The 22197-nt window shown below is 65.4% G+C and carries 23 protein-coding genes and 1 tRNA gene; 8 read left to right on the top strand and 16 right to left on the bottom strand.

The window, feature by feature from the left end:
* Positions 1 to 99: 99 nt before the first annotated feature.
* From dcd to ACFE6Z_RS12755, 4 genes are read right to left on the bottom strand one after another with little or no spacing between them, the layout of a single operon-like run.
* Positions 100 to 705 carry a dCTP deaminase gene (gene dcd, locus ACFE6Z_RS12770; protein WP_375386063.1) on the bottom strand — a complete coding sequence of 202 codons (606 nt, stop codon included), beginning with the start codon at positions 703 to 705 and terminating at the stop codon, positions 100 to 102.
* Between the two features lie 29 nt (positions 706 to 734).
* Entirely contained in the window at positions 735 to 2207 is a 1473-nt protein-coding gene (gene cls, locus ACFE6Z_RS12765) for a cardiolipin synthase (protein ID WP_375386062.1), read from the bottom strand.
* Positions 2208 to 2229: 22 nt separating this feature from the next.
* The gene (locus ACFE6Z_RS12760; RefSeq protein WP_375386061.1) at positions 2230 to 2613 is read right to left on the bottom strand and encodes an SHOCT domain-containing protein; all 384 of its coding nucleotides are present in this window, start codon (positions 2611 to 2613) and stop codon (positions 2230 to 2232) included.
* A 52-nt stretch (positions 2614 to 2665) separates the two neighbouring features.
* Positions 2666 to 2926, bottom strand: coding sequence for a hypothetical protein (locus ACFE6Z_RS12755; protein ID WP_375386060.1), 261 nt, complete (start codon positions 2924 to 2926; stop codon positions 2666 to 2668).
* A gap of 248 nt (positions 2927 to 3174) precedes the next feature.
* Here ACFE6Z_RS12755 and ACFE6Z_RS12750 point away from each other — a divergent pair, with 248 nt between their 5' ends.
* Positions 3175 to 5307: a LuxR C-terminal-related transcriptional regulator gene (locus ACFE6Z_RS12750; RefSeq protein WP_375386059.1), complete on the top strand. Its 2133-nt coding sequence runs from the start codon at positions 3175 to 3177 to the stop codon at positions 5305 to 5307.
* A gap of 50 nt (positions 5308 to 5357) precedes the next feature.
* Positions 5358 to 5431, top strand: a tRNA-Gly gene (locus ACFE6Z_RS12745).
* Positions 5432 to 5600: 169 nt separating this feature from the next.
* Here the strand turns inward: ACFE6Z_RS12745 and ACFE6Z_RS12740 are convergent.
* From ACFE6Z_RS12740 to ACFE6Z_RS12720, 5 genes are all read right to left on the bottom strand, one after another.
* Positions 5601 to 6572 (bottom strand): sugar phosphate isomerase/epimerase family protein, encoded by a 972-nt coding sequence (locus ACFE6Z_RS12740; RefSeq protein ID WP_375386058.1) that lies wholly within the window; start codon positions 6570 to 6572, stop codon positions 5601 to 5603.
* Positions 6573 to 6607: 35 nt separating this feature from the next.
* Entirely contained in the window at positions 6608 to 8116 is a 1509-nt protein-coding gene (locus ACFE6Z_RS12735) for a sugar ABC transporter ATP-binding protein (RefSeq protein ID WP_375386057.1), read from the bottom strand.
* A gap of 19 nt (positions 8117 to 8135) precedes the next feature.
* Positions 8136 to 9218, bottom strand: a complete 1083-nt coding sequence (locus ACFE6Z_RS12730) for a sugar ABC transporter substrate-binding protein (protein WP_375386056.1) — start codon at positions 9216 to 9218, stop codon at positions 8136 to 8138.
* A gap of 49 nt (positions 9219 to 9267) precedes the next feature.
* A complete protein-coding gene (locus tag ACFE6Z_RS12725) occupies positions 9268 to 10338 on the bottom strand; it encodes an ABC transporter permease (RefSeq protein ID WP_375386055.1) in 1071 nt (356 codons plus the stop codon).
* A 144-nt stretch (positions 10339 to 10482) separates the two neighbouring features.
* The gene (locus ACFE6Z_RS12720) at positions 10483 to 11295 is read right to left on the bottom strand and encodes an SDR family NAD(P)-dependent oxidoreductase (protein WP_375386054.1); all 813 of its coding nucleotides are present in this window, start codon (positions 11293 to 11295) and stop codon (positions 10483 to 10485) included.
* A gap of 160 nt (positions 11296 to 11455) precedes the next feature.
* On the opposite strand from ACFE6Z_RS12720, the gene ACFE6Z_RS12715 reads away from it, so the two are divergent.
* The 3 genes from ACFE6Z_RS12715 (at position 11456) to ACFE6Z_RS12705 (ending at position 13812) form a co-directional block, all read left to right on the top strand.
* Positions 11456 to 12199, top strand: a complete 744-nt coding sequence (locus ACFE6Z_RS12715; protein WP_375386053.1) for an SDR family NAD(P)-dependent oxidoreductase — start codon at positions 11456 to 11458, stop codon at positions 12197 to 12199.
* A gap of 124 nt (positions 12200 to 12323) precedes the next feature.
* Positions 12324 to 13304, top strand: a complete 981-nt coding sequence (locus tag ACFE6Z_RS12710) for an alpha/beta fold hydrolase (protein ID WP_375386052.1) — start codon at positions 12324 to 12326, stop codon at positions 13302 to 13304.
* Between the two features lie 13 nt (positions 13305 to 13317).
* On the top strand, positions 13318 to 13812 hold the full coding sequence (locus ACFE6Z_RS12705; RefSeq protein WP_375386051.1) for a MarR family winged helix-turn-helix transcriptional regulator: 495 nt from the start codon (positions 13318 to 13320) through the stop codon (positions 13810 to 13812).
* Positions 13813 to 13876: 64 nt separating this feature from the next.
* On the opposite strand, the gene ACFE6Z_RS12700 is transcribed toward ACFE6Z_RS12705, so the two are convergent.
* Positions 13877 to 14461, bottom strand: coding sequence for a PadR family transcriptional regulator (locus tag ACFE6Z_RS12700; protein WP_375386050.1), 585 nt, complete (start codon positions 14459 to 14461; stop codon positions 13877 to 13879).
* Between the two features lie 80 nt (positions 14462 to 14541).
* Between ACFE6Z_RS12700 and ACFE6Z_RS12695 the strand changes: the two genes are divergently transcribed.
* From ACFE6Z_RS12695 to ACFE6Z_RS12685, 3 genes are read left to right on the top strand one after another with little or no spacing between them, the layout of a single operon-like run.
* Positions 14542 to 15204, top strand: coding sequence for a class II aldolase/adducin family protein (locus ACFE6Z_RS12695; RefSeq protein WP_375386049.1), 663 nt, complete (start codon positions 14542 to 14544; stop codon positions 15202 to 15204).
* 2 nt (positions 15205 to 15206) lie between these two features.
* A complete protein-coding gene (locus ACFE6Z_RS12690; RefSeq protein WP_375386048.1) occupies positions 15207 to 16100 on the top strand; it encodes a VOC family protein in 894 nt (297 codons plus the stop codon).
* On the top strand, positions 16100 to 16303 hold the full coding sequence (locus ACFE6Z_RS12685) for a 2-hydroxymuconate tautomerase (protein ID WP_375386047.1): 204 nt from the start codon (positions 16100 to 16102) through the stop codon (positions 16301 to 16303). Before ACFE6Z_RS12690 ends, ACFE6Z_RS12685 begins: the two co-directional genes overlap by 1 nt.
* Positions 16304 to 16343: 40 nt before the next feature.
* Here the strand turns inward: ACFE6Z_RS12685 and ACFE6Z_RS12680 are convergent, their stop codons facing one another.
* From ACFE6Z_RS12680 to ACFE6Z_RS12655, 6 genes are all read right to left on the bottom strand, one after another.
* Positions 16344 to 16916 (bottom strand): VOC family protein, encoded by a 573-nt coding sequence (locus ACFE6Z_RS12680; RefSeq protein WP_375386046.1) that lies wholly within the window; start codon positions 16914 to 16916, stop codon positions 16344 to 16346.
* A gap of 3 nt (positions 16917 to 16919) precedes the next feature.
* Positions 16920 to 17798, bottom strand: a complete 879-nt coding sequence (locus tag ACFE6Z_RS12675) for an alpha/beta fold hydrolase (protein WP_375386045.1) — start codon at positions 17796 to 17798, stop codon at positions 16920 to 16922.
* Positions 17799 to 17920: 122 nt separating this feature from the next.
* Positions 17921 to 19408 (bottom strand): aldehyde dehydrogenase, encoded by a 1488-nt coding sequence (locus ACFE6Z_RS12670; RefSeq protein ID WP_375386044.1) that lies wholly within the window; start codon positions 19406 to 19408, stop codon positions 17921 to 17923.
* Positions 19405 to 20205, bottom strand: coding sequence for a 2-keto-4-pentenoate hydratase (locus tag ACFE6Z_RS12665; RefSeq protein WP_375386043.1), 801 nt, complete (start codon positions 20203 to 20205; stop codon positions 19405 to 19407). The genes ACFE6Z_RS12670 and ACFE6Z_RS12665 overlap by 4 nt, the downstream gene beginning before the upstream one ends.
* Positions 20202 to 21257 carry a 4-hydroxy-2-oxovalerate aldolase gene (gene dmpG / locus ACFE6Z_RS12660; protein WP_375386042.1) on the bottom strand — a complete coding sequence of 352 codons (1056 nt, stop codon included), beginning with the start codon at positions 21255 to 21257 and terminating at the stop codon, positions 20202 to 20204. The genes ACFE6Z_RS12665 and dmpG overlap by 4 nt, the downstream gene beginning before the upstream one ends.
* Positions 21254 to 22195, bottom strand: coding sequence for an acetaldehyde dehydrogenase (acetylating) (locus ACFE6Z_RS12655; RefSeq protein WP_375386041.1), 942 nt, complete (start codon positions 22193 to 22195; stop codon positions 21254 to 21256). The genes dmpG and ACFE6Z_RS12655 overlap by 4 nt, the downstream gene beginning before the upstream one ends.
* Positions 22196 to 22197: the final 2 nt, after the last annotated feature.

Here is a 22197-nt window from a genome sequence, read left to right as displayed (position 1 = left end):
AGAACTGAGGGTGCATTGCGGGAACTGAGGGTGCATTGCGAGAACTGAGGGTGCATTGCGCGAACTGGCGCACCTATGGGACACCCGCGGAGCGCGGGGTCAGCCGCCCAGCGACCCCGCGTCGACCGCGCTCACGTCGGTGCGGTGGAAATTCTGGAACGAACGGGATGCTGTCGGCCCGCGCTGCCCCTGATAGCGGTTGCCGTACGGCCCCGAGCCATAGGGGTTCTCAGTGGGGGACGACAGGCGGAAGAAGCACAGCTGCCCGATCTTCATACCCGGCCACAGCTTGATCGGCAGCGTCGCGACGTTCGAGAGCTCGAGCGTCACATGGCCGGTGAAACCCGGGTCGATGAAACCGGCGGTCGAGTGGGTGAGCAGGCCCAGCCTGCCGAGCGACGACTTGCCCTCCAGCCGCGCCGCGACGTCGTCGGGGAGCGTGACCTGCTCGTACGTCGACCCGAGTGCGAACTCGCCGGGGTGCAGGATGAACGGCTCTTCCGGTGCGACGTCGATCAGATGCGTCAGATCGGGCTGATCGGCGGCCGGATCGATGAACGGGTACTTGTGGTTGTCGAACAGCCGGAAATAACGATCCAGCCGGACATCGACGCTCGAGGGCTGCACCATCTCGGGATCCCAGGGGGACAGACCGATCCGGCCCGAGTCGAGTTCGAGCTTGATGTCGTGGTCGGAGAGCAGCACGCGATCAGCCTAGCGAGCGTGCGGCGGCGCTACTCGAGTGCCGAGGTCAGCCGCGCGAGGCCGTCGAGGAAACGGGACTTGCCGGGCTCGGCATCCCATTCCGCCGAGGTGAGTTGGCGCCCGGCCGAGCGATAACCCTCTTCGACCGCGCGCATCTGGCGCACGAAGGTCTCGCCGCGCACGAGCAGGACGACCTCGAAGTTGAGGTTGAACGAGCGGATGTCCATGTTGCTCGAGCCGATGACGGCGAATTCGTCGTCGATCGACAGATGCTTGGCGTGCAGGATGTAGGGCGCCGGGTAGAGGAAGATCCGCACCCCTGCCTTCAGCAGCACGTCGTAGTACGAACGCTGCGCGTGCCAGACCGGGCCCTGGTCGCCGATCTCCGAGACGAACAGCTGCACGTCCAGGCCCCGCTGACAGGCAGAGGTGATCGCGTAGACCATCGCCTCGTCCGGCACGAAGTACGGACTCGTGATGATGACGCGCTCCTGCGCTCCGTAGATCATCGCGAGGAACATCCGCAGGTTGTTCTCCTGCGGGAAGCCGGGGCCGCTCGGGATCACCTGGCATTCGAGCGCCGCGGCCGAGGTGTCGAACGCAACCTGGTCGGCCGGAACGTTCTCGGCCCAGAGGTCCTCACCGGTCTCGGCGAGCCAGTCCGAGAGGAACACCGCGTTCATGCCAGTCACGGCCGGCCCCTCGACCCGGCTCACGAGTTCCTGCCATTTGAGGCCCCGCGAAATGTTCTTCTTGGAGTTGTAGCTTCTGTCGATCAGGTTCTGCGAACCCATGAACCCCACGCGACCGTCGACGACCACGATCTTGCGATGGTTGCGCAGGTCGGGTCGCTGCCTGTCGCCCCGGAACGGGCGCACCGGCAGCATGTAGGCCCAGGCGACCCCGATGCGGGTGAGCTCTGCGAACGTCTCTTTCGCGTGCGCCATTTTCCGCGACGACAGGTGATCGGCAAGGACTCGCACGGTCACGCCGCGTGCGACGGCGGCCTCCATCGCGGCGAAGAACGCCGTGGTGGTGGCATCCCACGAGACGATGAAGAACTCGACGTGTACGAAGGTCTTCGCGCCCGCGATGGCCTCGGTCATCGCAGCGATCGAGCCTTCGTAATCGCCGATCAGGGTCGCCGTGTTGCCCCCGACCATGGGGATTCCGCCGAGCAGGCGATTCTGCCTCTCGACCAGCGAGAACCACGGCGCCCATTGGTCACGGAGCGGTGTGAGCTCGAGTGCCGAACCCCGCTCGGTGATGAGCGCCGTGGTTTCCGCCTGCTGCTGCATGCGCTTCTTCGGCAGCTTGGTGCCGCCGAAGACGAAGAAGAGGAAGATGCCGAGGAAGGGGATGAGGAAGATCGTCAGCAGCCAGGCCATTGCGGCCGTGGGCTTGCGATCCCTCGGGAGGATGATCAGCGCCGCCACCTTGATGGCGAAATCGGCAAGAGCCAGAGTCGTCCAGATCAGGTTCGAGGTGGCGGCGCCGTCCACGTGGGTCTCAGGCTCGCGCGGCTCAGCCGGCGAGCGCCTTGGCCTTGAGGCTCGCGAATTCTTCGGCGCTGATCGCGCCGCTGTCCAGGAGCGCCTTCGCCTTGGCGATGTCATCGGTGGGGGATGCCGCGGTCCCGGCCGTCTGGCGGATGTACGCCGCCTGCGCTGCCTGGGCTGCGTGCACGGCCTCGGCCTGACGCTCGGCCATGCCGCGTCCGCGGGCGATGAGGTAGACCAGTGCCGTCAGGAACGGCACGAAGATGAGGAAGATGATCCAGATGGCCTTGAGCCACCCGTTCAGCTTGTGGTCGCGGAAGAGGTCTCCGATGATCGAGAAGATCACCATCAGGTAGGCGAAGAAGACGAATACCCAGAAGAACCAGGCGACGACATCCCAGAAGTTCATTTATTTTTCCTTACTCGGTGAGGGACGACACATAGTGCCGCAATAGGGGAATCTAATCACCGGATGACGCCGGGGCGTCACCCGGCGAGGGTGAGCCGGTCGCATCCGGCGTCGATGGGTTCACCGAGATCACCTGGATATGCAGGTCATCGAACGCCGCGAGGAGCCCGAGGAGCCGCTGCTGGTCGGGCACGTCCCCGGCCACGAGCGTGAGCCCTGCGGCATCCGCCGTGATGTCGAACCCCTCGAAAGCGGCCGACAACTCGGGGCCGAACCGGCCCTTGACCAGCACTTCGTATCGGCGGGCTCCCACGACGAATCCTTCCGCTGCGGAATCGGGACCAGCATCCGTGTGCCCATCCTGAGTGGCGCGGCGTCGCAGGCTGTCATCCTCCCGGAGTGATTCTGATGCGGCGGCTGCTTGCCCGGTGGAAGCGCTCCCATGCTGGCATACTGGGCGCGACAGAAAGCACCGCACTAATGACGGCACCGTCTCGCCCACCTCACGCCGTTGATCGACCCGCTCTGCGCCGGAGGCTCGACGCGGGTCTGACCGCTCCCATGAGTGTCATCGTCGCGCCCGCGGGGTCGGGCAAGACCGTGCTGCTCTCTCAGTGGGCAGCCTCCCGCGATGACGTCCGTTTCGTCTGGGTCGACGTCGATTCCACAGACGATGACCCCACGGTCCTCATCAAGAAGGTTCTGGGCCAGCTGCTCGTCGAGATCCCCGAGGCGGCAGGATTCCAGTCCGTCGGCCCCTCCGGGCTCAGCGCCGGACTGCTGGAGGTCTTCAACGCGGCGGTGGCAGCATCCTCCGAGAAGATCGTGGTGATCTTCGACGACCTGCACAACCTGACCAATCGTGCGGTGCTCGCCGACATCGGCGCCCTGTCGGACCGCCTGCCGCCCGGCATCCATCTCGTGCTCTCCTCGCGCGTCGACCTGCGACTGGACTGGGGCCGGCATCGTCTCGCGCACGCTCCTGTAGAACTCCGGCAGGCCGAACTGGCATTCGATGCCGAAACCGTGGATGAGGTGCTCCAGCGGATCTGGGGTGGAACGCCGTCGACGACGACGAGCGCTGTGCTGGACCGAACGGAGGGATGGGCGGCGGGAGTACAGCTGACCGCGATCACCCTGCGCACCAAGGAGAATCCGGAGAAGTTCGCCCTTCATCTCGCCGGTAGCGATCGCCTGATCGCCGACTACCTGAGCGAGGAGGTGCTGCACGCCCAGTCGCCGGAGCGCCGCGACCTCCTGCTGCGGATGTCGGTGCTCGACCGGATCAGCGCCGGACTCGTGGAAGCGATCACAGGGGTGCACGACGCGGGCGCGATACTTTCCGAGCTCGAACGCGAATCGATGTTCCTCGTGCCGCTCGACGACGCCGGCGAGTGGTTCCGCTTCCACCATCTGTTCCGCGACCTCTTGCGGTACCGACTCAGGGCGGCGCACCCGGGTGAGGACTCGCGGATGCTGGTGCTCGCGGCGCAATGGCATGTCAGCGTAGGAGACACCGACGAGGCGATCGAATGCCTGCTCCGGGCGCGCGAGTGGGATCAGGCCGTGAGCCTCATCCTGTCTCGCGGCCGCGAGGTGTTCGAGCGCGGCGAGACCGGGTCGATGAGCCGATGGCTGGGGAGAATCCCTGCCCCGGTGCGCCGTGAGAACGATGACGCCGAAGTCGTCTACGGCATCATGCTCGGCATGAGCGGGCAGTATGCGATGGCGGAGGATGTCCTGCGCAGGATCGTCGGGCGCTCGGCGCTCCCCCTCGGACACAGCCTGGTCGCACAGGCCTTCCTCGCTGCGCTCGTCCAGTTCCGCCCCGATCCGGAGGTGTCGCTGGCGACGTCGCTGCGCGCGGTCGACCTCTTGGAGCGGCATCCGGATGTCGAGATCCCCGACCTCCTCGGCCTCACGGCGCGAGAGCTGCTCGAGACGGCCGCGACAGGAAGCGCGGCTCGCGCCCACTTCCTGCTCGGCGATTTCGACTCCGCGCAGCGGTGGCTGGCCCGCACCGCCGCCACCCCAGGGGCGCAATACTCCGCTTACCGCGTGCACATGCTCGGGACGATGGCGCTCCTGGATGCCTGGACCGGCGACCTCAATCGCGCCGAGGCGCTCGCCGACGAGGCGCTGCATCTGGCCGCCGATGTCGGGCTGCTGCGGCATCCCGCTCCGGCGGATGCGTACCTCGCCCTCGCGCTCGTCTCGGTCGAACGAGGTGAGCCGCTCGGCGGCGCGTTCACGCTGCACGAGGGCATCGCCCGAGCCACCTCCAATCAGCGGACGCAGTTGATGTGGATCGGGCACGTCATCCGCGTGCTCGCGCATCCGGGGAAGGACGTGATTCCTCCGCCGGTTTCGCCACCCCCGATCGCGCGCGCACGCCTCGCCGAGATCGCGACACGCACACCGGGCGGCGTGCTGACCTCTCCCCGAGTGGGAACGGTCAGCGGGCGACCGGCGCCGCACGCGCCCGAGATCGCGCAGCTGGCCGAGCCCCTCACCGACCGCGAGCGCGAGCTGCTGATGTTCCTGCCCAGCCGGCTCACGAACGCCGAGCTGGCCGCGCGATGCTTCGTGTCGGTCAACACCATCAAGACCCACATGGCGCACATCTACCGCAAACTCGACGCCCCCAATCGCGACACCGCGATCGCCCGCGCTCAGGCGCTGGGAATGCTCTGAGGCCGATGCTGGGTCTTGTTATGCTGGTTGATGCCGCGGCCTGCCGCTGCGGGGATGTAGTTCAATGGCAGAACTTCAGCTTCCCAAGCTGATAGCGCGGGTTCGATTCCCGTCATCCCCTCCACCCGCACACCCGTGACAGCACCGACCCAGTTGCTTCGTCGCCCTCTCTCGATTGCCGTGGGATTGCGGAAGCGCGCGTAACGAGCAGAAGCGGTCCCGGAAGGGGCCGCTTCTACTCGTTGTGGGTGCGAGGGTGTTCAGTCGGACGCCCCGGGTTGGGCCCGCATCCGTCAGATGTGGCTGCGCGCTGGCACGTCTTTTCGCGCATCCGACGCCGCTGGTGGACTGGCGAAGAGCTCCTCCCAACCCGATCCCGGCGCGCCCAGGTCATGAACGATGCCCGCGGCATCCGCCGCGGCGGCAAGCGACGCGCGACAGACGGAGGCGATGTCCTCAGGGGACATCGTGTCGAACTGCCAGGAGAACAATTCCGGACCGACGCTCGAAAGACCGCCGGTGCGGGCAAGGGTGCCGAGCAGGTCGGACAGCGGAAACACGCCCATGCCTGGTGGCAGCCGGTGCTGGAGATTGTCCTCGACCCAGGTGCGATTCGCCGGCACCCGCACCACGCCGTCGGCCAGCTGCACGAAGTCGATCCGGTCGCCGGGAATCGACTCCAGCAGCTCGAGGCTCGATCCGCTCCGCTCGAAACACCACGTGTCGATGACCAGGCCGCTGTTCGCCCTGCCAGCGTCGCGCACGATCGTCCAGGCAGTCTCCAGGTCTGGAACGCCCCAGTCGAGCGGAATGAACTCCAATGAGCAGTGCATGCCCAGATCGGCGGCCCGATCGCAGAGTCGCGCGAAATCCTCAGTCATCTGACCGACGCTCACGGCGCCGCTGGGAAACGCGGCGATCGCCGTCAGCGACGCTGCGCCCACCGACTCGGCTATGCGCAAGAAGTCCTCGGACGGGAACGCGAAGAACGCCAGCGGGAAGCCGTCGAGGTTCTCGGGTCGCCATGCGGTAGTCCAATTGGCCACCGGATCGAGGTGAATGCGGGAGATGCCCTCGTCGGCGCACAGCGCGCGGATATCGCTCGATGAGATCCCCTCGGCGACCAGCTGATGCCAGCCGAGAGGCGTGATGCTGAGCCCGCCAAAACCTGCGAGCGCCGCGGTGCGGGCGTGCTCCGCGAACGGCAATCCCCGAAGATTGGCTACCCACATGATGCTGTTTGCCGCTTCGATCGTGGCGCTCATCAGACTCCTTCGTCTCTCAAGGATTGGTCAACTCGCTATTCGACCAGGGAGGGGGATGCGCCAGTATTCACGGCCTCGAGGAGGGCGGGGGTCGTGAGGGCGTCGTTGTCAAGAATGGCGCACAAGCGACCCTGGTACATGATGCCGATGCGATCGCAGATCTGGAGTAGCTCATCGCCATCACTAGAGGTGATAACCACCACGGCACCCGACGCGGCGAGTCCGCGAATGACCGCGTGGATGTCCGCGCGAGCGTGCACATCCACAGCGGCGGTTGGATCGTCGAGCAAAAACACCGAGGCATCAGCTTCGAGCCACTTGCCGAGCAGCACCTTCTGCTGGTTGCCGCCTGATAACGCGCGCAGCCGATCGGAGGGTCGGTCAACCTTTATCCCGAGCTGCTCGATCCGGCGGCTGGCTCGAGTGGTCAGCGCACGTCGAGTGAGGAACAGTCCCCCTCGCCCGAGAGTCGCGACCCGCACCTGCACGAGATTGTCGACGATGCTCGCATCCATCATCACTCCGGAGTGCTGCCGATCGGCCGGGACGTAGGCGACGCCGCGGTGCACGCTCGCGGTCATGTTGCGGCCGATCTCGCGACCGTCTGCGAGTACCGCGGTTCCGGAATCGGCCGGAAGCGCTCCGAATACGCTGGCCAGCACATCTCGGGCGCCGGAGCCTTCGAGGCCCGCGATGCCAAGGATCTCGCCCCCATCCGCGTGGAACGAGACGTCCTCGAACGCGCCCCGCACGGTGAGGGAGTCGACCCTGAGCCCTAGACCGCGGCGGTCGCTGGAACGCGGCGGAGGGATGACATCGACGCTTGCGGAGACGTCGCCCGCCATAACCCGAACAGTTTCGGCCAGCGATGTGTCTGCGACGGGGACGCCGGACACAGCGGTGTGGCCATCACGCAGCACCGTGATGCGGTCGGCGACGCTGAATACTTCCTGCAGGAAGTGTGAGACATACACGATGGCCGTCCCGCTATCGCGAAGTTCGCGCACCAATTGCAGCAGTCGCTGAGTCTCGCGGGCCTGTAGTGCCGAGGTTGGTTCGTCGAGCACCAGCACACGCGGCTCGAACAGCAAAGCTCGGGCGATCGCCACACGCTGCCGATCGGCTGGCGGCAGGGCACCGACGAGGGTCTTGGGATCGACCGTGAGTCCCACCCTGGCCAGGGCCCGACTGCCCCGCTCGCGCATGGCGGCGGCGTCGACGAGCCCTGCACGGCGGGGCTCACGCATCATGAACAAGTTCGCCACGACGCTCAGGTGCTCGAACACATTGAGGTCCTGGGCAACGACCGCGATGCCGTGCTCGCCACCCTCACGAGCTGACCCGAGTGTCAGTTCGCGGCCGTCGAGCACGAGCACCCCGGCATCAGGCTGTTCGGCACCGACGAGAATCTTCACCAGGGTGGACTTCCCCGCCCCATTCATCCCGAGCAGTGCATGCACCTCGCCCGGAGCGGCGGCAAAACTGACGCCTGCCAGCGCGGGCGCAGCTCCGTAACTCTTGGTGACCGAACGAGCCTCATACATGTCTGACAGCGCCTCTCGACTACTCGAAGTAATCCGAAAGCGGACGGGTGACCAGCGGATCCTTCGAGAAGAGGTCGTCGATGTAGGGCTTCCAGAACGCAGCCTGAGCCTCCTCCGACCCTTCTCGCACCTCTATCGCGTCGATGTTCTCATCGGTCACCGGGACCACCGGGATCTCGACCCAGCCCTCCGGCAGGTCGGTGCCGTTCTTCAGCGACTCGGCGAGGATGCGGGCCGAGACATACCCGATCATGTAGTGCGACTCGGGGGTGAGACTCACCAGCAGACCGTCACGGTAGCCCTTCAGGATCTCGTCGTTGATGTCGAAGGCTGCGAGCAGCCAGTCGGCGTCGGAGTCCCGCTTGATCTTGATCAGGTTCTGGACGTCGGCTTCACACGGGCTCATCATTCCGAGCGCATTCGGGTTGGCCGATACCGCCTGCTGCCAGACAGTGAAGTCCTGGGCGGGATCGGTCTTGCTGTCGAACGGGTCGAGCACGACCACGTTCGGAAGTCGCTCTGCGAGACGCTCTTTGAAGCCGTCGATGCGCGACTGGATCACTGATAGTCCCGGCACGCAGATGCCTGTGACGATTTCGCCGGTGACGTCTTCCGACCCCGCCTGCTTGATCAGTTGATCCGCCATGGCGTCGGCGCCCATACGGCCGAGGTCGGCGCCGCTCCCTCCGACGTAGCTCGTAGACGAGCTGTCGGCAGTCGGTGCAATGTTGTAGGGGAGCACGACGACGCCTGCGGCCTCAGCATCTTCGACTGGACGAGTAAACAACTCGGGCGGCAACTCGTGCAGCAGAATTGCCCTCGGCCGGGTGGAGACGACCTGCTGGAAGATCTTCACCTCGGCAGCGGGATCGATGTTGGCCGGGCCGGCGATGTCGAAGCCGATGCCTCCGACGTCGGCGATCGCAGCCTTTGCTCCCGCCGCTGCGGTCTGGGCGAACGGCAAGCCCGTCACGCCCTGCACCATGGTGATCGAGATGTCGTCTCCCGATTCTCCACCACCGGCAGAGCCGGAACAGGCCGCGAGACTTACGAGCATGAGTGGTGCGGTGACGGCCGCAGCAAGGCGATAACGGTGTCTCATTGTTCTTCTCCTTCGAAGGTGCGTGAGAGGTGCTGTGATGGATGCGCGATTAGGCGCTCTTTCGAACGCTCGACAACAGCCGCTGACGCAGCGTGCTGTCGAGCGCTACGGCGCCAATGATGACGAGACCGGTGACGAGAGTGCCCCAGTTCGCGTTGACGCCGAAGTAAACGAGACCCGCGTTGATTACGGTGATGAGGATGGCGCCGAGCATCGCGCCTATGACGGTGCCCGATCCTCCGGAGAGCGCTGTGCCCCCGATGATCGCCGCAGCGATAACGACGATCTCCTGGCCGAGACCGAGCGAGGGATCGGCCGTGCCGAAGAATGCGACGCTGAGGATTCCAGCCAGCCCGCTCAGCGTGGCCGCGAGCACGAACGTCTGCACACGTACGCGGCGAACGGGGATTCCCGCATACTCCGCCGCGCGACCGTTGCTTCCGACGGCGCGCACCAGGACTCCGAAACGGGTCCAGCGGTAAACGACATGCAGGACGACTCCGAGGACCACGAACACGATGATCGAGGTCGGGATGCCGAGGATGTCGCGCCCGAGCACGTCAAAGAAGCTGCTGTCCGTCGGCATCGTCACTGGCGCGCCACCGCTGATAATCAATCCGAACCCGCGGAATACCGACACGGTCCCTAGCGTCACGATGATGCCCGGGAGCCGGAATACGTTGGCGATCGTTGCGTTCAACGCGCCGAGCCCGCTGGCGATGACCAGCGCGAGGAGGGCGGAGAGCCACGGGTCGAGCCCGCCGCGGATCATCATCGCGCAGATCAGAGCAGTGAGCCCGAAAATGCTTCCCACGGACAGATCTAGTTCCTGCATCGAGAGCAGGTACACCATTCCGAATGCCATGAGGCCGATGAACGCTGAGTCACGAAGCACCGAGGTGATCGAGTGGAATTGGAGGAAGCCGGGGTGGACGGCGGAGATCACGATGACGAGCACGATGAGCGCGCCAAGTACGCCGGTCTCCTCGCCCACGAGACTCCGGTGCCACGGCGCTCGCGCCGTCTTCAGGCCGGATACCGCGGGTTCAGCGCGGTGCTGCTCGACGCTCGAACCTGGGTCCTCCGCAGGTGAGGTCTTTCGGGCCGATGTGTCAGTCATAGCATTCCTCCTTGAATGCGACGGCCGGGTGCCGTGGGACGAAGGTGACATACGAGATTCATTGGTGTCGAACAGTCGTGCCGGTCACCGGGACGCCTGTTCGATCCACCGCGCCTGGTGAAGGCAGCCAGGACGCGCGCGGCATCACGTGTAGAGCGCGCGGATGCGATCGGCTTCTCTGTCGTCACGCCAACCTGCAGTCGCTCCGCCGTCGACGCTGAAGTTCTGCCCGGTCACCCATGACGACTCGTCGGAGGCCAGGTACAGAGCCATGTAGGCGATGTCCTCCCCCGTTCCTGGACGCTGGATCAGGTGATTCGAGAGTTGCCACGCGCGACCGACGGGATCAACCGCCGAGTCGGTCGCGGGTGAGGCGACGAATCCAGGGGCGATCGAGTTCGCACGCACCCCATAACGCGCCCCCTCCGCGGCCAGAGCGCGGGTCATCGAAACCACGCCGCCCTTCGCGGCTGCGTGGGCCACCTGCCCCAGGGGCTCGATGCCCCGCAGGGCCGAGTAGGAGGCTGTATTGATCAGGACTCCGCCGTTCTCGCAGAGCAGCGGCCATGCAGCGCTGGTCGTGTGGAAGACGAGGTCGAGCTCAACCGACATGACGTGACGCCACAGCTCCAGGGTCATCCCGCTGAAGGGCGCGAAACCGAAGCCCGCCGCGTTGTTGTACAGGACGTCGATGCCGCCCAGGCCGGCGACGGCTTCTCGAACCCACGCGGTGGATTGTGCATTGTCGCTCAAATCGACCGTATGCCCGGTTACGTCGTATCCGTCGGCCCGAAGTGCCGCAGCCGTTACCTCTGCCGCTCCCTTGAGGTCGCAGCCGACCACGCGAGCGCCTTCTCGGGCGAACAGCCGTTGTGCGGCTTCGCCCTGTCCACCTCCTGTCCCGGTGATGAGCACGCGCTTGCCGTGTAGTCGTCCGTTGTCTGCCGTCTTCGCCATGCGCGAACCAAACCACGCGGTCCAGCACGCCGTCCATATTTCGTTCCACTGGGTGGACTGGCCCTCGATCGCGTGATGAAGGTGTCCCGATCACCGGGACAAGCCTTCGCTATTGCCCTGGTCGACCCATACCGTTCAGGAGAGCTTCGAAGGAGCAGCCATGAATACACATCGTCTCGTTGGGAAAGCCGCGGTCGTCACAGGCGGAGCCACCGGCATCGGTCGCGCCTACGCGCAGCACCTGGCAGCACAGGGCGCCGCCGTCGCGGTGCTCGACATATCGGACCCATCCGAGACTGTCGATCTGATCATCCGCGCTGGCGGAACAGCTAGTGGTCATGTCGTCGACCTGTCGGATCCGGATGCGGTAGCCGCCGTGGTCGCTCCGGTCAGCGCAGCCGTGGGTGTCCCCGGGATTCTCGTCAACAACGCCGCCATCTATCCGCAGATCCCGTGGAACGACCTCACCGTCGAAGACTGGCGGCGGACCTTCGCCGTCAACGTCGAAGCCCTGTTCACGACCATGAAGGCGTTCGCGCCGGGGATGCAGGAGCGCCGCTGGGGCAGGATCATCAACATCAGCTCGAACTCGGTGGGGCTGGTGATTCCCAACCTGACGCATTACATCTCCTCCAAGATGGCCGTTATCGGGCTGACTCGTGGCGCCGCCACGGAGTTGGCCGAGTTCGGGATCACCGTCAACTCGGTGGGGCCGAGCTTGGTCAGAACCGACACAGGTACGTCACCCGCGCACCTCTACGACATCGTGCCCCAGCTTCAGGCCATCAAGCGGGCGGAGGTGCCCGACGATCTCGTGGGAATGATCGCCTTCCTTGCGTCAGACGACGCGGCTTTCATCACCGCCCAGAATTTTTGGGTCGACGGAGGGTTGCTTCGCTCGTAAGGCCAGGATCGTGTCATCTCGGTCCTCGGATCACTCCGCCACCAACGCCGTGCCATCTGGATCGTGTACGGACTCTCCTTCAGAGCATTAAGATGATCTTGCGGGTAGATGATCTATCTAGCAGATGATATCTTGGCAGGATGCTCAGGCAGCAGTCCGGTTCGGATTGCTCGATGAAGGAGACTCGACAATGTCCGATACAACCGTCCTCACTGACCAGGGTGGAACTGACTACAGCTGGCTACCCGCCGACTATTCGGTGAGCGCAATCAGCACCAACGGAGTGCGACTCTCGGCGGCCGTCGGTGGAAGCGGACCAACAATCGTGCTCCTGCATGGGTGGCCTGAGACCGGCCGTGCGTGGCGCCACGTGATGCCCGATCTCGCCGTGAAGTACACCGTGGTCGTTCCAGATCTTCGAGGCGCCGGAATGAGTGAGCGGCCCGAGGACGGCTACCGTAAGACCAACCAAGCCGATGACATCCGCGGGCTGCTCGATGGGCTGGGACTGTCCGGGCCCACGATCGTGGTCGGCCACGACATCGGAGCCATGGTGGCTCTCGCCTTTGCTGAGAAGTACCCCCAAGACGTCACCGCCCTCGTCGTGCTCGACGTGATATTGCCCGGGCTCGGTTTGGAACAGTCCATGAACGTCGCGGAAGGCGGCATGTGGCACTTTGGACTTTTCATGACACCCCACGTGCCGGAGATGCTGTTCGACGGTCACGAGCTGGAGTTCATCTCCACCTCCTTTCAGGGGATGAGCAACCCCGGTACGTTCAGTGCGGAAGATCTGGCCTTCTACGCCCGCTCGTACACCGGGCGAGATCGACTCCGCGGCGGATTCCTCCAATACCAGACGCTGCTCGACGATGGAAAAGACAATCGAGCACTTCTTGCTGAGAAGGACCTCGACATGCCCGTGCTCGCCATCGGCGGCGGTGACCGCATGAGCGCCTCCATGGCTGCAGCCCTCGGCGCTCATGCGCCGAAGCTCGTGGCCATGGCCGCACCCACCGGGCACTTTGTGGCCGAGGAGGACCCCGAGTGGTTCCTCGCCACAGTGGACGATTTTCTCGTGCCGCACGACCCGGCCGCAGCGTAAGAAGCGACCCGCGATGACACAGGCAGAGGGAGCGACGGGCCCGTCGGGCATTCAGCAGGCAGGCCTCACCAGCGACCTGGGATGGGCCCTGCGCGCCACCTCGTTAGCGTTCCAATCCTGGGCCGATGGGGCAGTCACCGATATTCCGAGCGGCGCGCGCGGCTACCTCGTACTCGTCGCTGCCAACGAGTCTGTCCCTCGCTCGCAACTGACCATCGCTCGCCAATTGGGTATCGACAAGACGATCATGACCTACCTCGTAGACGCTCTGGTCGAGCAGTCGCTCGTCGAGCGCCGCACGGATCCGATGGACAGGCGAGTGCGTCAGCTTGTGCTCACGGACGTGGGCCGGGCCGCGCTCGCGAAAGCTCGCCAGCGGCTCTCCATCACCGAAGAGCGTCTCCTGCACCCGTTGACACCGCCGCAAGCGGAGCAGTTCCGCTCATTGCTCGCGCTGGTGGCAGGATCTGCGCGCGCTTCGGCAATCGGCGATTGCACCGGTGAGTAGATGTCGGTAGGGCACGATCGACGCGTTCAGTGCGTTCTCAGGAGACCCAGGGAGAGAGGCCGACTCAGTCGCTCGAGCGACCGGTCGCGATGCCGATCGCTGTTCGGGCCCAGCGGATACGCAACGTTGCTGATTCGATCAGGTATCCGAACACGTGAGCCTTGAGAGTCGCGATTCGTTCGTGATCGGATTCCGGCCGCGACCGCAGCCGCTCCCGGAGCAGGGGCGTGTCTCGTGCGAGCAGCCGAGCGCGGTGGATGCTCCACTGTTCGATGACGATCTCAAGCGCGGCGATGTGCTCGGTCAATACGCGCTCTGCGACATCCGGATCGACCATGTCGAAGTACAGAACCTTCAGCAGCATGGGGTCGCGCATGCTGGGTTCCTCGTAAATCCCGCCGAGCCATTCGATGAGGTCGTTATGACCGAGTGGAGTCAGCGAGTATGACGTGCGCTTGAGCTTCTCGCCACGTACCTGCTCTTCCCCCACAATGAGTCCCTCCTCTTCGAGGCGGCGCAGGAGTGGGTAGATCTGACTTTGCGGTGCCGTCCACACCCACCGCGCCGTCGACTCGAAAAAGCGAGTGAGCTCGTATCCCGTCATCGGGCGCGCCTCTAGAACTCCAAGGATCGCGTGCTGCAGCGACATGACAGCACTCTACGCGGGAGCTATTGCTGGGTTGACATTTCTACTCATACAGGTATATTTATTGGTGATATAAGGATGCCATGGACGATGACGTAACCCTCGCACTGCTCGACGCGGCGCGGGTGATTGCCGCCAATGGCCTGAGTGACGCCTTCGGACACGTGTCTACTCGCATCTCCGAAACGGCGCTCGCGATCACGCCGGTCACTCCGCTGGGGCTCATTCGCCCAGGGTTCACGCCCGTCGAAATTCGTCTCGACGCCACCGAACTGCCCCCAAGAGCACCGAAAGAGGCGTGGATTCACGTCGCCCTCATGCGCGACCGTCCCGACATCGGAGCCGTGTGTCGCGCGCAACCGCCGAGTGTAGCGGCGGTCTCCGCGTTGAACCGTGACCTCGTTGCACTGTCCGGTCATGGCGCTGTGCTCGGGCCGATCGCGACATATGCCGCTTCGTGGCTCGTGCGCGATGCCGCCCGAGCGATCGAAGTCGAAACCGCGATCGCGACCTACGACGCCGTCATCCTGCGCGGAAACGGTGCCGTGACCTGCGGCACAGATCTGCCCCATGCCGTCGCACGCATGTGGCTGCTCGAGCGCCTCGCAGACCTCAGCCTCCAGGCCTGGTCCGCGGGCGACCCTGTCGCTCTCCCCGAACCCGAGCGCGAATGGTGGTTCGCCCAAGCCGGCGAACTGCTCCCCCGTATCTATGACTATCTCGTCAAAGCAGAAGGAGATAACTGACCATGATCGAGCTGAAAGACATCCAGTACGTCCGATCCGGCACGGCCGATGTCACCGAAGCCATCCGTTTCGCGACCGAGATCGTCGGCATGCAGTACCGCGGTTCGGAGAACGGGGTGCACTACCTGCGTGCCGACTCACGCCACCACTGCCTGGCGTACGTCGAAGGGACCGCCGGGGTGCTGAGCTCCGGACTGAGCCTTGCCGACCACGCTGCGTTGGTCGCCGCGGAGGAGGAGCTCATCCTCGCCGGCACCCCTGTGCGCTGGGGCACTGCGCAGGAGGCACGGTCTCGCCACGTGGTTGAATTCATCGAGTTCAACGACCCGTGGGGAAACCGCTTCGACCTCGTCATCGACGCCGAGACGGATGCCGCTCCCGTCGAGTTCTCGCGCCGCGCCGGCATCATCGAGTTCGGTCACCTGTGCGTCGACGCCCCCGATCCGCGGGCGGCCTACGAATGGTGGGCCTCGCTGTTCAACATCAAGATCAGCGACTGGATCGGAAACAAGGCAGCGCTCATGCGCTTCGACGCGGTGCACCACAAGCTCGCGGTGTTCCAGGGCGACAAGCCTGGGCTCTGCCACATCAATTTCCAGGTGGAGTCGATCGACGACATCATGCGCAGCTGGCATTTCCTCGTGAACAACGGCGTCGAGATCGAACAGGGACCGGGCCGTCACCCGCAGTCCACCGCGATCTTCATCTACTTCAAAGGTCCGGAAGGGCTCACCTACGAATACTCCTACGGCGTGCGCCGCATTGAGGATGACGCGGCCTGGGTGCCCCGCTACTTCGACCCTGAACTGCCCCACTCGATCGACATGTGGGGTGGGCCGACGCAGCGAGCCACCACCCAGTACCAGATCGAAGACGCTACCCTGCAGGTGATCTGATGCCGCTCGTCGAGGTCACCCTGTCGTCGGGGCGCTCCGCCGAACAGGTGCGAGAACTGATGGCTCAGCTGCACGCCGCCGTCGAGGCATCCATTGGAGCGCCTACCCAGAGTATCCGCGTGATTGTGCGAGAGGTGCCGCCCGAGCACTGGTCATCGGGCGGGATCACCCTCGCCGAGAAGGCCGCGGCCGCTCTCGCGTAGGCGTCGAGTACCGCGACAGCCGCGCCATCAGCGCAGTCGCTCACGCCTGAGGGTCCAGAGGGTGCCAGAGGATGCGGTCCCGGCCGGTCATGTACGTCTTGCCGTTCGGGAACGAGACGAATTCGAGCAGCATGCCCCACGGAGATAGGAAGTGCGCGAAGGTCGAGCCGTCGCCGGCTTCAACGCCCATCCCCGGCTTCGAGCCACCGAGAATGCGTATGCCGCGGCGGTCGAGGTCGGCCAGCGCGACATCCATGTCCTGGACGTAGAACGCAAGGTGCACCCCGCCCCAGTCGCTCATCTGCGGCATCTTCCGCACCTGGTCGGGGGCGTCATACTCGAAGATCTCGAAGTTCGATCCGTGACCGCAGCGCAGCAGCGCCGCCCGCGGAATCTGAGCGCGGGGATCCAGGTCGAGGTTGTCGCGGAACCACGTTCCCTCGTCGTCACGAAACGGGCCGATGTCGTAAAAGTATTCGCAGCCGAGAACTTCGACGAAGAACTTCACGGCCTGCTCGAGGTCAGGCACCGTGAATGCGACGTGCTCCATTCCGGTCATTCCCGGGACGGGCGCCGCCGCGGAGTCGACGGCGATCGACCTATCGTCAGCCACGGCTCACTCTCCGAAGAATTCGAGGAGGTGATCCGCCACGAACTCGGGTCGCTCCTCACCGATCCAGTGACCGCACCGCTCGATGATGCCCCCGCGCACATCTGTCGCGGCCAGCTCGAGGCACTGCTTGGTGTAGCCGCCGAGGCACGCCTCGCCGCCCCACGCCGACACCGGGATCGAGAGCGGCGTCTTCGCGTGCTCTTGGTTCTGCTCGGCCGACAGGAAGTAGCTCTTGTAGTACTCCAGGCCCGCACGGAGCGACCCGACATGGGTCATGGCGTTGACGTAGAGCGCGATGTCCTCCTCCGAGAATGCCGTCGGGTCGTATGCGAAGTGTTCGAAGAACCAGCGGAGGTAGATATCCTCCCGACCCTCGATTAGTGCGAAGGGGATGTCGGGCACACTCTGGAATGCCATATGCCACAGAAAATTGCCGCCCGGTTGCGGCTGCATGGCCCCTTCCATGATTCCGAAGCCGGGCAGCACCATTTCGAAGATGGAGAGCTTGTGGACGGCATCGCGGAATTGCGCGGCGTACGCGTACGCCGCCGCCGCCCCCCAGTCGTGTCCGGCGAGGTAGATCTTGTCGAAGCCGAGGGACCTGACTAAGCCATGCACGTCCTTCGCGACGGTGTTCGTGTCGTAGCCGCTGTCGGGCTTCGACGTGAACCCGAGTCCGCGGAGGTCGGGAACGATGACGGTGTACTTCTGTGAGAGCGGGCCGATGACCCTGCGCCAGGAGGCCCAGGTCTGCGGCCAGCCGTGCAGCAGCACGAGCGGCTCGCCAGCGCCGGCTCGAGCGAAGTGGATGCGGACATCTCCGACTGTGGCGGTGTGATGCTCGACGAGCGGAAATTCGGTAGACGAATCAACGATGGTCATTCGTATGCTCCCTTGAAACGACGACGTTCGGAGCATAACCAGCGCCAGTCGCAAACAAGGCGCGCTCGTTCCACTCACCAGAACGTCTGCTGTCACCGGCGGAACGCGCGGCGATGACTCAACTAGTGGGCGGGCGGCACCATCTGCATGACGACCGCCTTGGGCTCGGTGAAGAATTCGCGGCTGAAGGTGCCGCCTTCGCGGCCGATGCCCGAGGCCTTCGCACCGCCGAACGGGGCGCGCAGGTCGCGGATGAAGAAGCAGTTGACCCACACCGTGCCCACGATGAGCGCAGCAGAGACCCGGTGCGCACGCGTGAGGTCTTCGGTGAAGAGCATCGCGTTCAGGCCATACGGGCTGTCGTTGACCTCGTGGATCGCCTCGTCCTCAGTGTCGAACGGAGTGATGGTCACGATCGGTCCGAAGATCTCCTCGCGCTGATGCGCCGAATCCTTGTCTGGCGTCGCGATGATCGTGGGAGTGATGAACCAGCCCTCCCCGAGTGCGCCCGACAGCTGCGACCCGTTCGACTCACCGATCGTGTCGTAGTAGCTGCGCACCTTCGTGTAGTGCTCACCGCTCGCGAGCGGGCCGATCTGGGTCGCGGGGTCTTTCGGGTCGCCGACGACCATGGCGTTCGCGGCGGCGACGAACCGGTCGACGAACTCCTCGTAGAGCGGACGCTCGACATAGATCCGGCTGCCGGCGAGGCAGACCTGGCCCGCGTTGGTGAAGATCGCCTTGATCGACCAGTCGATCGCATTGTCGATCTCGGCATCCGCGAACACCACGTTGGCGCCCTTTCCGCCGAGTTCGAGGCTCACCGGAATGAGATTCGCGGATGCCGCGCGCGCGATGATCCGGCCGGTGCCGGATTCGCCGGTGAACGTGATGCGATCCACGTCGGGGTTCTGGGTGAGCGCCTCCCCCACCGAGTCCGGGCCGTAGCCGTGCACGACGTTGAAGACCCCGGGTGGGATGCCGGCCTCGAGGGCCAGCCGCGCCATGATCGTCGCCGAGACCGGGGTGTCTTCGGCGGGCTTGAGCACGACCGTATTGCCCCAGGCGAGAGCCGGCGCGACCTTCCAGCTCTCGAGCATCATCGGGAAGTTCCACGGCGCGATCGCGACGACGACACCGGCCGGGTCGAACCGCGTGTAGGTGTGGTGTCCGGAATCCATCGGCAGCACCTCGGCGGGCGTGAGGTGGGCGTGATCAGCGAAGAAGCGGAAATTGAGGGCCGTGCGAGGAACGTCGTTGCCCAGGCTCTGCGTGATCGGCTTGCCCATGTCGCGGGTATCGGCCAGCGCGAGTTCTTCGGCGTGCTCGATGATGAGATCGGCGAAGCGGTTGATCAGCGCACGGCGCTGGCCGGCCGACATCCGCGGCCACGGGCCCTCGTCGAAGGCTCTCCGCGCAGCGGCCACCGCGAGATCCGCCTCTGTCTTCGTGCCGAGCGCGATCTCGGCCCAGGGCTGGCGTGTGTAGGGATCGATGCTGAAGAAGGTCAGGCCCGACTCGGACTGCACCTCGACGCCGTCGATGATGTGCCCGATCCTCTGGATCGCGCCGGTCGCGATCGTGGTCTGCGCGGGTAGTACCGAGGTCACGATGTTCCTTCCACTCGAATGGTCAGCGAGCCGAGCGAGGTGAACGTCACGTTCACGTCGTCTCCGGGGCTGACGAAGACGGCATCGGTGATGCCGCCGGTCAAGACGATGTCGCCGGCCGCGATGGAACCGCCTCGCGTGGCGAGGTCGTTGGCGGCGAGCGCGAGGGCATCCAGGGGATTGCCCTGTACGGCGGCTCCCGTCGCGGTGTCGACGACATCGCCGTTCACCCGCAGCACGCAGGCCTCCAGGACGAGGTCCAGTCCGATCGGCGAGACACCCGTCGCGCTCACGACGAAGCGCGCGCTCGAGGCGTTGTCGGCGACGACGTCGGGCAGGGCGAAGTCGAAGTCGCGATAGCGACTGTCGATCACCTCGAGCCCCGCGTGCACGCTGCCGATGGCGGCGAGCGCGGATGCTGCGGTCACGCCCGGACCACGGAGCGCCTCGCGCATCACGAACACGATCTCGGGCTCGATGCGCGGGTGGATCAGTTCGCCGGCGATCAACGGCTCGCCGGCCTTCAGCGCCATGGCATCGGTGAGGACGCCCGTGAGCGGGGAGGCGATGCCCATGCGCTCCTGCTTGGCGCGCGAGGTGAGGCCGAGCTTGATGCCGACGACGGTCTGGCCCCCCGCGACCTTGCGTGCGATCACGACGCCCTGTGCGTCGTACGCGGTCGCGAGGTCGAGGCCGGGCCACTCGGTGGTCAACCGGCCGATGTCGTGGCGGGCGTTCTCGGCGTCGATCAGGATGTCGGCCACGCGGTCGACGCTCCAGGACGCAGCATCCGTCATTTCCCGGCCGCCTCGGCGAGTTCGATCGCGACGTCGATGATCATGTCTTCCTGACCGCCCACGTAGCCCGCCTCGCCGACCCGCTTGAGGATCTGGTAGGCGGGAATGCCGTAGCGCTCCGAGGCTCTTTCGGCGTGCAGGAGGAACGAGTTGTACACGCCGTAGCGACCTTGCACGATCGAGGCGCGGTCGGCGACCGGAAGGCGCGTGATGAGCGGGCGCAGCACCTCTTCGGCAGCGGCGAGCATCTTCTCCTCGTCGATGCCCGTCGGGATGCCGAGGGCGCTGAAGGTCGCCACGAGTACCTCGGAGGGTGTGTTGCCGGCCCCGGCACCGAGCGCGCACAGGGTGCCGTCGATCTGCCGTGCACCCGCTCGATACGCCGCGATCGAGTTCGCCACGCCGAGCGACAGATTCTGGTGGCCGTGGAAGCCGACCTGCGCGTCGTCGCCGAGTTCTTGCACGAGCGCCTCGACGCGGGCGGCTGCCGAGTCCGGCACCAGCGCGCCGGCCGAATCGACGACGTAGACGCACTGGCAGCCGGCATCCGCCATGATCCGTGCCTGCTGAGCAAGCTCCCCGGGTTCGCTGCGATGCGACAGCATGAGGAAGCCGACAGTCTCCATGCCGAGCTCGCGCGCGGCCTGGAAATGCTGGATCGAGACATCCGCCTCAGTGCAATGGGTCGCAACGCGGGCGATCGATGCGCCGACATCGCGGGCCTCGCGCAGTTCTGCCACGGTGCCCAGACCCGGCAGCAGCAGTACCGCGATACGGGCTCGCTCGGCTTCGTCGACCGCCGCGGCGACGAGCTCGATATCGCGGACGAGGCTGAAGCCGTAGTTGAACGAAGAACCGGCCAGGCCATCGCCGTGCGTCACCTCGATGACCTCGACATTCGCGACGTCCAGGGCATGGACGACATCGCGCACCTGCTTCTCGGTGAACTGGTGGCGCACGGCGTGCGAGCCGTCGCGGAGCGTGGTGTCGGTGATGCGCACCGGGTCAAGCACCGCGCCCGGCACCGCCTCCAGCCTCGCGTCGAGCGTCATGCTGCGCTCCTCGACATCGCGAGCTGCTCGCCGACCCGCACGGCGGCGGCGGTCATGATGTCGAGGTTGCCGGCCCACGGGGGGAGATAGTCGCCGTTTCCGGTCACCTCCAGGAACACCGCGACGCGACCGCGGCCACCCCAGAGCTCGGTCGGATCGTCGAACTGCGGATCGCTGCGCAGCCGGTAACCCGGCACGTACTCCTGCACCTCGGCGACACGGGTGTGGATCGCCTCCGCGATCGCGTCACGGTCGACATCGGGTTCGAGCGCACAGAAGACGGTGTCGCGCATGATCATGTCGGGCTTGACGGGGTTGAGGATGATGATCGCCTTGCCTCGCGCGGCTCCTCCGACCTTCTCGATCGCGTGCGAGGTCGTCTCGGTGAATTCGTCGATGTTGGCGCGGGTGCCGGGCCCCGCCGAGCGCGAAGAGATGGTCGCGACGATCTCGGCGTACGACACCGGCGTGACGCTCGCGACGGCGTTCACGATCGGGATCGTGGCCTGCCCGCCGCACGTGATCATATTGAGGTTCTTCGCGGTCAGGTGCTCGCGCAGATTGACCGCCGGGCAGACGAACGGCCCGATCGCCGCGGGCGTCAGATCGATGGCGACGATTCCGGCATCCGCGTACCGGGGAGCATTGAACTCGTGCGCTTTCGCCGACGTCGCCTCGAAGACGAAGTCGGGCCGGTTCGGGTGCGCGATCAGCCACGGCACGCCCTCGGACGACGCTTCCACGCCCATCGACCGTGCCCGCGCGAGTCCGTCGGAGGCCGGGTCCACGCCGACCACCGAGTGCACATCGATGTGTTCGCTGCGCAGCAGCTTGATGAGCAGATCGGTGCCGATGTTGCCGGGTCCGACGATGGCGGCCGTGTGGCGATGACCGGACGGCCGCGTGTCGCGCGGCAACACAGTGGTGGACGATGTCATCG

The sequence above is a fragment of the uncultured Microbacterium sp. genome, from assembly GCF_964244775.1.
Lineage (GTDB): Bacteria > Actinomycetota > Actinomycetes > Actinomycetales > Microbacteriaceae > Microbacterium.
The sequence above is the reverse complement of the archived record's forward strand: the minus strand, read 5'-3'. Positions and strand labels throughout refer to the sequence as shown.

Coding starts and splice junctions, on each gene's coding strand:
- ACFE6Z_RS12735 (WP_375386057.1), bottom strand. CDS start 8,116: ATGTATGAGGCTCGTTCGGTCACCAAGAGTTACGGAGCTGCGCCCGCG.
- dmpG (WP_375386042.1), bottom strand. CDS start 21,257: ATGACGCTCGACGCGAGGCTGGAGGCGGTGCCGGGCGCGGTGCTTGAC.
- ACFE6Z_RS12750 (WP_375386059.1), top strand. CDS start 3,175: ATGAGTGTCATCGTCGCGCCCGCGGGGTCGGGCAAGACCGTGCTGCTC.
- ACFE6Z_RS12725 (WP_375386055.1), bottom strand. CDS start 10,338: ATGACTGACACATCGGCCCGAAAGACCTCACCTGCGGAGGACCCAGGT.
- ACFE6Z_RS12695 (WP_375386049.1), top strand. CDS start 14,542: ATGGACGATGACGTAACCCTCGCACTGCTCGACGCGGCGCGGGTGATT.
- ACFE6Z_RS12685 (WP_375386047.1), top strand. CDS start 16,100: ATGCCGCTCGTCGAGGTCACCCTGTCGTCGGGGCGCTCCGCCGAACAG.
- ACFE6Z_RS12710 (WP_375386052.1), top strand. CDS start 12,324: ATGATATCTTGGCAGGATGCTCAGGCAGCAGTCCGGTTCGGATTGCTC.
- ACFE6Z_RS12690 (WP_375386048.1), top strand. CDS start 15,207: ATGATCGAGCTGAAAGACATCCAGTACGTCCGATCCGGCACGGCCGAT.
- ACFE6Z_RS12715 (WP_375386053.1), top strand. CDS start 11,456: ATGAATACACATCGTCTCGTTGGGAAAGCCGCGGTCGTCACAGGCGGA.
- ACFE6Z_RS12730 (WP_375386056.1), bottom strand. CDS start 9,218: ATGAGACACCGTTATCGCCTTGCTGCGGCCGTCACCGCACCACTCATG.
- ACFE6Z_RS12740 (WP_375386058.1), bottom strand. CDS start 6,572: ATGAGCGCCACGATCGAAGCGGCAAACAGCATCATGTGGGTAGCCAAT.
- ACFE6Z_RS12700 (WP_375386050.1), bottom strand. CDS start 14,461: ATGTCGCTGCAGCACGCGATCCTTGGAGTTCTAGAGGCGCGCCCGATG.
- ACFE6Z_RS12655 (WP_375386041.1), bottom strand. CDS start 22,195: ATGACATCGTCCACCACTGTGTTGCCGCGCGACACGCGGCCGTCCGGT.
- ACFE6Z_RS12760 (WP_375386061.1), bottom strand. CDS start 2,613: ATGAACTTCTGGGATGTCGTCGCCTGGTTCTTCTGGGTATTCGTCTTC.
- ACFE6Z_RS12675 (WP_375386045.1), bottom strand. CDS start 17,798: ATGACCATCGTTGATTCGTCTACCGAATTTCCGCTCGTCGAGCATCAC.
- ACFE6Z_RS12705 (WP_375386051.1), top strand. CDS start 13,318: ATGACACAGGCAGAGGGAGCGACGGGCCCGTCGGGCATTCAGCAGGCA.
- ACFE6Z_RS12720 (WP_375386054.1), bottom strand. CDS start 11,295: ATGGCGAAGACGGCAGACAACGGACGACTACACGGCAAGCGCGTGCTC.
- ACFE6Z_RS12665 (WP_375386043.1), bottom strand. CDS start 20,205: ATGACGGATGCTGCGTCCTGGAGCGTCGACCGCGTGGCCGACATCCTG.